This is a genomic window from Stenotrophomonas sp. UBA7606, from assembly GCF_002477705.1.
Taxonomy (GTDB): Bacteria; Pseudomonadota; Gammaproteobacteria; order Xanthomonadales; family Xanthomonadaceae; genus Stenotrophomonas.
In genome coordinates this window covers 43,209-52,189 of sequence record NZ_DLJW01000006.1, presented here as the reverse complement: position 1 = coordinate 52,189, position 8,981 = coordinate 43,209, and the positions used below count along the sequence as shown (strand labels likewise).

The window sequence follows — 8,981 nt, the reverse complement described above, 5'->3', positions numbered from 1 at the left end:
GCCGTCTACGCCAAGAAGTTCGATGACGTGGCGATCGTGCCGACCTTCATCCTGACCCCGCTGACCTACCTGGGCGGCGTGTTCTACTCGGTGACCTTGTTGCCGGGCTGGGCACAGGCGATGACCCATGCCAACCCGATCTTCTACATGGTCAATGCGTTCCGCTACGGCCTGCTGGGCAGCAGCGACGTGCCGTTGTGGGTGTCCTACGCGCTGATGCTGGGCTTTGTCGCCGCACTCACCGCCGTGGCCCTGTGGCTGCTGCGACGGGGCGTAGGCCTGCGCAGCTGAAAGAAGGCGCCGAAAGGCGCTTTTTTTTTGGCTCTTTGCTTTGGTTCTTGTGGGAACGGCGTAAGCCGCGAAGCAAAAGATCCAAAAGCCAAAAGCACAACCCCTCCCCAACCCGTCCGGCCCGAAGGCATAGCCTTCGGTCGTTCATCAGGCCGCGCGCCAATGGCGCGCAAGCAGGCCTTCTTCACCCCCTTGCCTTCGGCAAAGGGAGGGGGAACAGCTTCGCGGCTCACGCCGCTCCTACAATATCAACCGCACGCCGAACACCTATGATGTCTTCACTCCCCTTCGTTGATGGATATCCAACCCGATGCGCATCCTGATTCTCGGTGCCGGTGGTACCGGCGGTTACTTTGGTGGCCGGCTGGCCCAGGCCGGTGGTGATGTCACCTTCCTGGTGCGACCCAACCGTGCCGCGCAGCTGGAACGCGATGGTCTGGTGATCCGCAGCCCGCTCGGCGATGCCACCTTCGCGGTCGCCCACGTCACCGCCGACGCACTGCCGCAGCTTGCGCAGCAGCGCCCTTTCGACCTGGTCATCCTCAGCTGCAAGGCCTATGACCTGGACAGCTCGATCGAAGCCATCGCACCGGCAGTAGGTTCCAACACCACGGTGCTGCCCATCCTCAACGGCCTGCGCCACTACACCGCACTGGACGCGCGCTTCGGGCGCGAGCACGTGCTCGGCGGGCTGTGCTTCATCAGTGCAACCAAGGCCGACGATGGCGCCGTGCTGCATCTGGACAAACCGGCCAAGCTGACCTTCGGCGAACGCGATGGCGACACCGACAGCGCCCGCGTCAGCGCACTTGCCAAGGCCTGCGAACAGGCCGGCATCGACCATGTCGCCTCGGCCGATATCGCCTTGGAGCAATGGATCAAATACACCTTCCTGACCGCGTTGGCCGCCGGCACCTGCCTGATGCGCGCCGACGTTGGCACTATCGTCGCCAGCGACCACGGCACCACCTTCATGCAGGCCTTGTACGGCGAATGTCTGGCCGTGGCCGCACAGGCCGGGCAGCCGATCCCAGCGAAAGCGCAGGAAATCGCGCTGGGCGCCATCACCAAACCGGGTTCACCGATCAAGGCTTCGATGCTGCGTGATCTGGAAGCCGGGCAGCGGGTGGAAGCGGCACATATCGTCGGTGACATGCTGGGCCGGGCGCTTGCCGCTGGCCAGTCCGCGCCGCTGCTGCAGGCCGCGTATTGCCACCTGCAGGCCTATGAGGCGCAGCGCGCCGTTTGAAACCAGCGCCTGCCGTCAGACCGGCGGCAGGCGGAAGAACGCACGGGTGGCGGCAGTGGCGTTGGCAGCGGTCACCGCCACATCTTCGCCACGGTCGCGGGCCAGTTCCTCGACGATATGCGACAGGAAGGCCGGCTCGTTGCGGCGGTCCTTGGGCAGCGGCCGCATCGTGCGCGGCAGCAGGTAGGGCGCATCGGTCTCGATCATCAGCCGCTCGGCCGGGATGTGCTTGACCAGCTCACGCAGGTGCGCGCCGCGGCGCTCATCGCAGAGCCAGCCGGTGATGCCGATGTACCAGTCACGGTCCAGATAATCGAACAGCTCGCGGCGCTCGGCGGTGAAACAATGCACTACCGCCGGGCCGAGCTTGCCATCGAAGTTCTTCATCATCGCGATGAAGTCATCGTGCGCATCGCGCTGGTGCAGGAACAGCGGCTTGCCGTTCTCGCTGGCGATCTGCAGCTGGCGTTCGAAGGCCTTGCGCTGGGCTGGGCGCGGCGAGAAATCGCGGTTGAAATCCAGGCCGCATTCGCCCACCGCCACTACTTCCGGGTGTGCATGCAGTGCGCGCATTTCCGCATCGCATTCGTCGGTGTACTCACTGGCGTGGTGCGGATGCACACCTGCGGTGGCGTACAGGAAACCGGGGTGACGCTGCGCCAACGCCAAGGCCATCGGCGAGTGCTCGCGGCTGGCACCGGTGATCACCATCTGCACCACGCCCGCAGCGCGGGCGCGCTCCAGCACCGCGTCAAGGTCGCGATCAAAGGATTCATGGGTGAGGTTGGCGCCGATGTCGATCAGTTGCATTGAGCTGGGTGCGGTGAGGCGGAAAGGGGGAATTGTAGAGGTTTGGCCGCAGGCGAGCCCTGTGCAGCATGAACGGAGCCCCGTAGCCCGGGTAAGCGCAGCGCACCCGGGGGCTCTGTGCGAGGTACCCGATGACTCCGCGAAGAGCCCCGGCTGCGCTGCGCTTACCCGGGCTACCGTGCTTCGGGCGGCGCTTCTCGTGCACGGCTTCTACAATGTGCCGATGGCACCAGCATTCCCCATCACCCCGCTGCTCCCCGACATCCTCCAGCACCTGGCCGCGCAGCCGCGGCTGGTGCTGGAAGCGCCGCCCGGCGCCGGCAAGACCACCCAGGTGCCGCTGGCGCTGCTGGATGCGTCGTGGCTGCAGGGCAACAAGATCATCATGCTGGAACCGCGCCGCGTGGCCGCGCGCAGTGCCGCCACCTTCATGGCCAGGCAGCTGGGCGAACCCGTCGGCGAGACCGTCGGCTACCGCATCCGCTTCGAGAACAAGGTCTCGGCGCGTACCCGCATCGAGGTGGTCACCGAAGGCATCCTGACCCGCATGCTGCAGGACGACCCGCTGCTGGAAGGCGTGGGCGCGGTGCTGTTCGACGAATTCCACGAACGCCACCTGTCGGCCGACCTCGGCCTGGCATTGGCGCTGGACGTGCAATCGCAGCTGCGCGAGGACCTGCGCATCGTGGTGATGTCGGCCACCCTGGACGGTGAGCGGCTGGCGCAGTTCCTGGACGCCCCGCGTCTGACCAGCGAAGGCCGCAGCTACCCGGTGGACGTCAGCCACTTCCCGCCGCGACGCGACGAAACCCTGGAAGCACAGACCCGCCGCGCGGTGGAACAGGCCGTGGCCCAGCATCCCGGCGACGTGCTGGTGTTTCTGCCCGGGCAGCGCGAGATTGCCAGAGTGCAGGCCGCTTTGAGCCCCTCCCCCTCCGGGGGAGGGGTTGGGGAGAGGGTAGGTGGCGCAGCCACCCGCCCTGTCCCATTGCCGGAGGCTTCGCCCGCACCCTCATCCGGCGCTCAGCCATCCCCGCCTTCGCAGGGACAGGCTCTTCTCCCGGCGGGAGAAGGCTATGAGGTGCTCCCCCTCCACGGCGAGCTGCCGATCGAACAACAGACCTGCGTGCTGCAACCCGATCCCGACGGCCGCCGTCGGGTGGTGCTGGCCACCAACGTGGCCGAATCCTCGGTCACCCTGCCCGGCGTGCGGGTGGTGATTGATGCCGGCCTGGCGCGCGAGCCGCGCTACGACCCCAACAGCGGTTTCTCGCGGCTGGATGCGGTGACCATCTCGCAGGCTTCGGCTGACCAGCGCGCCGGCCGCGCCGGTCGTGTGGCCGCCGGCTGGGCGTGGCGGCTGTGGCCGCAGTCGCAGCGGCTGGAGCCGCAGCGCCGCCCGGAAATGGCGCAGGTGGAACTGGCCGGGCTGGCCCTGGAACTGGCGGCCTGGGGCAGCGATGAACTGCGCTTTGTCGATCCGCCACCGACCGGCGCACTGTCGGCCGCGCGGGAACTGCTGCAGCGGCTGGGCGCGCTGAGCGACACCAATACCATCACCGCACTGGGCAAGCGCATGCTGGCGATGGGCACGCATCCGCGCATGGCGGCGATGCTGTTGTCTGCCGGCAATCCGCGCGAGCAGGCCCTGGCGGCAGATATAGCCGCCCTGCTGGAAGCTCGCGATCCACTGCGTCAGGGCGGTGATGCACTGGCCGCGCGTTGGCGCGCCCTTGCCGCCTTCCGCAATGGCCGCGCGCCTTACGACGCCAACCGCGGTGGACTGGCTGCGATTGATGCCGCTGCCAAGCAATGGCGCCGTCGCCTGCGTTGCGATGCGACACCGCCAGCCGATATCGAGGCGCATGAGCTCGGCGACCTGCTCGCCCATGCCTTCCCCGACCGCATTGCCAGCCAGCACCCGAACGATCCACAGCGCTACCAGTTGGCCAATGGCCGCAGCGCACGCCAGTTCGACAACAGCGACCTGCGCGGCGAACCCTGGCTGGTGATCAGCGAGCTGCGCCATGACCCGCGCGATGCCTTGATCCTGCGCGCGGTACCGGTGGACGAACAACGCCTGCGCCGCGATTTCCCCGGGCGCTTCAAGACCCAGGACGTGGTGCGCTGGAACAGCACCAAGCGCGCCCTCGAAGCGCGTCGTGAAAGCAGCTTCGAGCGCATCGTGCTGGACAGCCGCCCCGCCGGCCAGGTGGATCCAGCGCGCGCCGCACGTGCGCTTACCGATGCGGTACGCGAGTTGGGCCTGGACGCATTGCCATGGACGGGGAACCTGCAGCAATGGCGCTGGCGGGTGATGGGACTGAGAAAGTGGATGCCGGAACTGGAGCTGCCCGACCTCTCCGACACGGCCTTGCTGGATGCACTGGACCACTGGCTGCTGCCTGCATTCAACGGCAAGACGCGGCTGGAAGCCTTGTCCGAGCAGGAATTGGGCGAAGCACTGAAATCCGGCATCGGCTGGAACACGCGGCAGCTGGTGGACCGGCATGCGCCCACGCGTATCAGCGTGCCATCGGGGATGGAACGGCCCATCGAATACGCGCTCGATGACGATGGCCTCAGCCCGCGCCCACCGGTACTGGCGGTGAAGCTGCAGGAGCTGTTTGGCCTGGCCGATACGCCGCGCATTGCCGATGGCCGCGTACCGCTGTTGCTGCACCTGCTGTCACCGGGCGGCAAGCCGCTGCAGGTGACCGGTGACCTGCGCAACTTCTGGCAGAACACCTATGCCGAGGTGAAGAAGGAAATGAAGGGGCGCTACCCAAGGCACCCGTGGCCGGATGATCCGTGGAGCGCTACCGCTACGCATAGAGCGAAGCCGCGGGGGACTTAGTTGGGACTGGGGGCTGGCAGAGGCAGAAGCGAAAGCGAGAGCAAGAGCAAGAGCACCCCTCCCCGACTCTCCCCTTGCCTGCGGCAAAGGGAGGGGGTGGGTCCTGGCAAGCTTTCCGATTGCAGCGCAACCGCTTTGGCCCCCTCCCTTGCGCGTAGCGCAGGGGAGGGTTGGGGAGGGGTAGCTTTTGCCGTATGCCGTCACCGTTAGTTCAGCTTCAGCCTGCCACAGCCACGGTCATCACTTCCCGGCTAACATCCCCTACACGCCTATGCGGCAACACTAGGCGTCTGACCCTCATCTACATGGAGTCCCCACATGAGCAAGTTCAGCGACATCACCGGACCGGCACTGGAACGCGCCCTGGAACTGGTCAACAGCGCCGGCGGCAACATCAAGCACGGTGGCTCCAGCGCCGCCGAGTGGCTCAAGACCGGCGCCGCCATTGGTGCGATGAAGACCGGCGGCCGTGCGGTCACCCGCGTCGCCAAGCGCAACCCCACCGCCACGGTTGCCGTGGCCGCAGTTGGCCTGGGTCTGCTCGGCTATGCGCTGTACCGCCGCAACAAGCGCGACAACGAAGCCATCGAGGCCAAGTCGCGGCAGATCGCGCAGCGCCGCCGCCACGCGGCCAGCGTCACCGACGAAACCAGCGATATCGGCAGCGACGCCTGAGTCGGCTGCAACAGCAACGGGAGCGCATAGCGCTCCCGTTTTTCATTGCAGTCAGCCGTCGATGCGGCGCCATTGCCCCGGTTGCAGCGCATCCAGCGCATGCGGCCCCATCGAGGCGCGCACCAGCCGCAAGGTCGGCAGGCCCACCGCCGCCGTCATCCGCCGCACCTGGCGGTTACGCCCCTCACGCAGGGTGATCGCCAACCACGCATCGGGCACGGTCTTGCGGAACCGCACCGGCGGGTCACGCTGCCACAGGCGGGGGGCGGGCTCCAGCAGCCTTGCCTGTGCCGGCAGGGTGGGCCCGTCATTGAGCTGCACACCATCGCGCAGTGCCTGCAGCTTCTCCGCGCTCGGGACGCCCTCCACCTGCACCCAGTAGGTCTTGGGTTGCTTGTGCCGCGGGTCGGTCAGGCGATGGGCAAGGTTGCCATCGTCGGTGAGCAGCAACAGGCCTTCGCTGTCGTAATCCAGGCGGCCCGCCGCATACACGTTTGCCGGCAGCCCGAAGCCGGCCAGCGTCGCCCGCGGCGGTTGGCTGCGATCGGTGAACTGGCACAGCACGTTGAAGGGCTTGTTGAAGGCGATGAGCATGAGCGGACGGTATTGAACGTTCTCTTCCCGTGGCGACGGGAAACAAGCCTGTCCCCGCGACGGCGGGATGGCTCGAAGGGGGGGAATGCGCGCAATGATGGGGCAAAGCCCCGCGCGCAGCCACCCCGCCAGCGGCGCTCAGTTTTTCACGAAGCGCAGCGTCATGCGGTCGCTTTCGCCGATGGCCTTGTACTTGGCGGCATCGGCGGCGTCATGGTTGTTGGACGGCGGCAGGGTCCAGACACCATTGGGATGGTCCTTGGTGTCGGCCGGGTTGGCATTGATCTCGCTGCTCTGGACCAGGCTGAAACCGGCCGCCTCGGCCATCGCGATCACCTGCGCCTGGCCCACGTAGCCGCTCTTGTCGTCTGCCGGCACATCGGCCTTGGCGCGGTGTTCGACCACACCCAGCGTGCCGCCGGGCTTGAGCACGTCATGGAAGGCCTTGAACATGCCTTCGGCCTGGCCATTGGCACGCCAGTTGTGGACATTGCGGAAGGTCAACACCAGGTCGGCCGAGCCCGGTGCACCCAGCACCGGTGCGGCCGGATCGTAGGCCACTTCGACCGCGCGGTCGTACTGCGCCGGGGCATCGGCAAACTTCCTGGCCAGGCCATCGCGCGACCGTTGCTGATAATCACGGCCACCACCGGCCGGCAACGCCGCCGGGTCCACCACTGCTGCCACATACCTGCCGTTCTCACGCAGGTAGGGCGCCAGGATCTCCGCATACCAGCCGCCACCCGGGGTGATCTCGACCACGGTCTGGTTCGGCTGCAGGCCGAAGAAAGCCAGTGTCTGCGCTGGATGACGGTAGTTGTCACGTGCCACGTTAGCCGGGCTGCGCCAGTTGGCGGCAATGGCCGCCTGCAGCTCCGGAGCCACCTGGGCGCTGTCGGCAGCAACAACAGCTTCGCTGGCCAGGGTGGCAAACGGCAGGGCCGAAGCCACCGCCAACAGGCAGGCACAAAACAGGGGCGCACGCGTTTTCATGTGAGTCTCCGGCGGTTGAGACGCCGAGCCTAGCACGCCGTTGCAATCGCACTGCAGCACGAAATGTTTACAACACGTTAGCGCGGACAAGCACAACGGAACGCTGTTTTCACCGCTTTGCCACGGAATTGGAACGCCTTGCGTCTATGCTGGAGAACTGGACAACAAAGGAGGAATGCATGCCCCCGTCACGCGAACTTGGTCGCTCCGGCCTGCAGGTCAGTCCCATTGCCTTCGGTGGCAACGTGTTCGGCTGGAGTGCCGACGAAAAAACCGCGTTCACCCTGCTGGATGCCTTTGTCGATGCCGGCTTCAACCTGGTCGACACTGCCGATGTCTATCCGGCCTGGGTGCCGGGCAACCGCGGCGGCGAGTCGGAAACCATCATCGGCCGGTGGCTGCAGCACAGTGGCAAACGCGACAAGGTAGTCATCGCCACCAAGGTAGCCAAGTGGGCAGAACGCCCCGGCCTGTCGGCGGACAACATCAATGCCGCCATCGAGGATTCGCTGCGCCGCCTGCAGACCGACGTCATTGATCTGTACCAGGCACACGAAGACGATGAGTCGGTGCCGCTGGAGGAATCGCTGGGTGCGTTCGCGCGCCTGGTGCAGGCCGGCAAGGTCCGCGCCATCGGTGCCTCCAACTACAGTGCCGCGCGCCTGCGCGAGGCACTCAAGGTGTCAGCCGACTATCACCTGCCGCGCTATGAGACCTTGCAGCCGGAGTACAACCTGTACGACCGCGCCGGCTACGAAGCCGAACTGGAGCCGCTGGCGCGCGAACAAGGCCTGGGCGTGATCAGCTACTACTCGCTGGCCAGCGGGTTCCTCAGCGGCAAATACCGTACAGCCCAAGACGTGGGCAAGAGCGCTGCGCGCGGTGCCAAGGTGGCCGCGCAGTACCTCAACCCGCGTGGCCTGCGCATCCTGCAGGCGCTGGACGACGTGGCCGCCAGCCACAACGCCACACCCGCACAGGTTGCCCTGGCCTGGTTGATCGCCCGCCCCGGCATCACCGCCCCCATCGTCAGCGCCACCAGCGTGCCGCAGTTGCAGGAAGTGCTTGCCGCGGCGCAGCTGGCATTGACCCCGGTTGAGCTGGCGCAGCTGGACAGCGCCAGTGCCGAAACGTGAACCGGCTTGCTTGATTCCCCCCTGCGCCGGACTTAGCATCGCTGGACAGGGGGTAGACCGCGAATGGAGTCCTACCCATGCAGACCACATCCGCAGCCCAACGCAATTTCGACCGTGACGCCGAGCTGACCTACTGGCGCGGCGTACATGCCATCGGCCACCTTGGCCAGCACGATTTCGACCATTACCAGCGACTGCTGGAAATGGGTTATGACGTGTACCAGGCGTATCCACGCGCCACTGAAGAACAGCTCTACAAAGTGCTGCAGGACAGCTACCACCGGCACAACCCGGCACTGGCCGTGTCCTGGGACGAAGCACGCTGGCTGGTGCGGCACGCCTGGCATCACGCCGAGCAGCACTGACAAGCGGCGGT

Annotated in this window: 9 protein-coding genes; 6 read left to right on the top strand and 3 right to left on the bottom strand. The window is 66.4% G+C overall.

Annotated elements, in window-relative coordinates; all coding sequences use genetic code 11:
* Nucleotides 1–291 (top strand): ABC transporter permease (locus B2527_RS01545; RefSeq protein ID WP_293705749.1); only part of this gene is annotated, 291 nt, incomplete at its 5' end.
* 310 nt (nucleotides 292–601) lie between these two features.
* Nucleotides 602–1,540: a 2-dehydropantoate 2-reductase gene (gene panE / locus B2527_RS01540; protein WP_293705748.1), complete on the top strand. Its 939-nt coding sequence runs from the start codon at nucleotides 602–604 to the stop codon at nucleotides 1,538–1,540.
* A 15-nt stretch (nucleotides 1,541–1,555) separates the two neighbouring features.
* Here the strand turns inward: panE and B2527_RS01535 are convergent, their stop codons facing one another.
* Nucleotides 1,556–2,350: a TatD family hydrolase gene (locus B2527_RS01535; protein WP_293705746.1), complete on the bottom strand. Its 795-nt coding sequence runs from the start codon at nucleotides 2,348–2,350 to the stop codon at nucleotides 1,556–1,558.
* Between the two features lie 223 nt (nucleotides 2,351–2,573).
* On the opposite strand from B2527_RS01535, the gene hrpB reads away from it, so the two are divergent.
* Entirely contained in the window at nucleotides 2,574–5,207 is a 2,634-nt protein-coding gene (gene hrpB / locus B2527_RS01530; protein WP_293705744.1) for an ATP-dependent helicase HrpB, read from the top strand.
* Nucleotides 5,208–5,525: 318 nt separating this feature from the next.
* A complete protein-coding gene (locus tag B2527_RS01525) occupies nucleotides 5,526–5,882 on the top strand; it encodes a hypothetical protein (RefSeq protein ID WP_293705742.1) in 357 nt (118 codons plus the stop codon).
* 51 nt (nucleotides 5,883–5,933) lie between these two features.
* Here B2527_RS01525 and B2527_RS01520 read toward each other — a convergent pair whose 3' ends face one another.
* Together B2527_RS01520 and B2527_RS01515 are read right to left on the bottom strand one after the other, a co-directional pair.
* Nucleotides 5,934–6,476, bottom strand: coding sequence for a pseudouridine synthase (locus tag B2527_RS01520; protein WP_293705741.1), 543 nt, complete (start codon nucleotides 6,474–6,476; stop codon nucleotides 5,934–5,936).
* 138 nt (nucleotides 6,477–6,614) lie between these two features.
* The gene (locus B2527_RS01515; protein ID WP_293705740.1) at nucleotides 6,615–7,469 is read right to left on the bottom strand and encodes a class I SAM-dependent methyltransferase; all 855 of its coding nucleotides are present in this window, start codon (nucleotides 7,467–7,469) and stop codon (nucleotides 6,615–6,617) included.
* Between the two features lie 179 nt (nucleotides 7,470–7,648).
* On the opposite strand from B2527_RS01515, the gene B2527_RS01510 reads away from it, so the two are divergent.
* The gene (locus tag B2527_RS01510) at nucleotides 7,649–8,605 is read left to right on the top strand and encodes an aldo/keto reductase (RefSeq protein WP_293705739.1); all 957 of its coding nucleotides are present in this window, start codon (nucleotides 7,649–7,651) and stop codon (nucleotides 8,603–8,605) included.
* Nucleotides 8,606–8,682: 77 nt separating this feature from the next.
* Complete coding sequence (locus tag B2527_RS01505) at nucleotides 8,683–8,970, top strand: hypothetical protein (protein ID WP_293705738.1); 288 nt, start codon at nucleotides 8,683–8,685, stop codon at nucleotides 8,968–8,970.
* Nucleotides 8,971–8,981: the final 11 nt, after the last annotated feature.

What these genes read in the sequence shown, in the direction of transcription:
- B2527_RS01535 (WP_293705746.1), bottom strand. Translation starts at nt 2,350, where the DNA reads ATGCAACTGATCGACATCGGCGCCAACCTCACCCATGAATCCTTTGAT.
- hrpB (WP_293705744.1), top strand. Translation starts at nt 2,574, where the DNA reads ATGGCACCAGCATTCCCCATCACCCCGCTGCTCCCCGACATCCTCCAG.
- B2527_RS01510 (WP_293705739.1), top strand. Translation starts at nt 7,649, where the DNA reads ATGCCCCCGTCACGCGAACTTGGTCGCTCCGGCCTGCAGGTCAGTCCC.
- B2527_RS01505 (WP_293705738.1), top strand. Translation starts at nt 8,683, where the DNA reads ATGCAGACCACATCCGCAGCCCAACGCAATTTCGACCGTGACGCCGAG.
- B2527_RS01525 (WP_293705742.1), top strand. Translation starts at nt 5,526, where the DNA reads ATGAGCAAGTTCAGCGACATCACCGGACCGGCACTGGAACGCGCCCTG.
- B2527_RS01520 (WP_293705741.1), bottom strand. Translation starts at nt 6,476, where the DNA reads ATGCTCATCGCCTTCAACAAGCCCTTCAACGTGCTGTGCCAGTTCACC.
- B2527_RS01515 (WP_293705740.1), bottom strand. Translation starts at nt 7,469, where the DNA reads ATGAAAACGCGTGCGCCCCTGTTTTGTGCCTGCCTGTTGGCGGTGGCT.
- panE (WP_293705748.1), top strand. Translation starts at nt 602, where the DNA reads ATGCGCATCCTGATTCTCGGTGCCGGTGGTACCGGCGGTTACTTTGGT.